At 43.5% G+C, this 1,370-nt stretch carries 1 protein-coding gene; it reads left to right on the top strand.

What is annotated here, in order from left to right:
• Window positions 1–108 precede the first annotated feature (108 nt).
• On the top strand, window positions 109–1,326 hold the full coding sequence (locus FPZ43_RS19185; protein WP_146383549.1) for an IS4 family transposase: 1,218 nt from the start codon (window positions 109–111) through the stop codon (window positions 1,324–1,326).
• The last annotated feature ends 44 nt before the right edge of the window (window positions 1,327–1,370 follow it).

Here is a 1,370-nt window from a genome sequence, read left to right as displayed (position 1 = left end):
GAAACAAGTTCACTGTTGTCCGGTAAAATATTTTTGGAAAAGTTAAGGGGTAGTTTATAGCTACCCCTTTGTTGTTGATATTTGAGTTACCACACTTAAATATTCAACATGGGCAAAAGTACTTTTTTTACCGGACAGCCGGTTCTGAATCAGCTATTGAGTTTACTTGACCGTAATGGAATAAGGTTATTAGCCAAACGCGGTGGACATGACCGCTATTACCGATACTTTGATACTTATACGCATTTGGTAACAATGCTTTATTGTGCTTTTAATAAGTGCACCAGCAGCCGTGAAGTAGTGAGTGGCATGAAAGCCTGCCTGCATAAACTCAACCACACGGGTATTATTAAGTGTCCGGGGCGAAGTACGTTATGTGATGCTAATGCCGGGCGTAGCTTTGAAGTATTTGCCCGCATCTATGATCAATTATACTGTCGTCATAAACAACTTTTACCGGACAGCCGGTTGCAGATAGACCCCAGGCTTTTTATAGCCGATGCCTCCACCATTACCCTATTCCAGCGGATATTGAACGCCCCGAGTCCGGGGAAGTCTGATGGCAGGCGAAAAGGCGGGATCAAAGTCCATACGTTGATCAATGCTGCAGACGATGTACCGTTAAAAGTGAGTTTCACTGCCGCCAGTGCCAATGATATGCCTTTTCTAAAGGAAATACATTTGCAACCTGGTTCATTCATCGTTTTTGATAAAGGCTATGTGAATTATTCGCAGTATGAAAGGTTCTGTAATGAAGGCGTTTTCTTCGTTACAAGGCAGAAAAAGGATGCCCGTTACATAGTAACCAATGTGCATGAATTGCGCGAGCACAGCAGGGCCTCGGGTGTATTATCCGACAGGACCCTCTTACAGGGAACAAGGACTCAAAAGGATGGCATCAAGCTAAAGGTTCGTTTAGTGGCCTTTTTTGATAAAGATTCCGGCAGGACGTTTGAGTTTCTGACCAACAACTTTTCGCTGCCGCCTGAAATGGTGGCAGATATCTATAAAAAGCGCTGGCTGATCGAAGTGCTTTTCAAGCGGGTTAAACAGAACTTTCCACTCAAATATTTCCTTGGCGATAATGAAAATGCCATAAAGATCCAGATATGGTGTGCCTTTATTGCCGACCTGCTTATTAAACTCGTGCAGGTGCAGCTTAAAAGGAAATGGGCCTTCTCCAACCTTACATCTATCATCAGGCTACACCTGATGAGCTACATTCATTTATTTAACTTCCTGAATAACCCGGAAAGGCTGTCCGCGGTAAGCGGTAAAGCCCTCCAACTTGAATTGGGGGGCTTGGATATTGATTTTAAGACATAACATGCTTTGATCGCATGCAATCACGGCTTTTTAAACTAACTTCG

It is taken from the genome of Mucilaginibacter pallidiroseus, assembly GCF_007846085.1.
GTDB lineage: Bacteria > Bacteroidota > Bacteroidia > Sphingobacteriales > Sphingobacteriaceae > Mucilaginibacter > Mucilaginibacter pallidiroseus.
This window is presented reverse-complemented; position numbering and strand designations above follow the sequence as displayed.

Bases quoted from the DNA above. Each gene is read 5' to 3' on its own strand.
- FPZ43_RS19185 (WP_146383549.1), top strand. From the start codon at position 109: ATGGGCAAAAGTACTTTTTTTACCGGACAGCCGGTTCTGAATCAGCTA.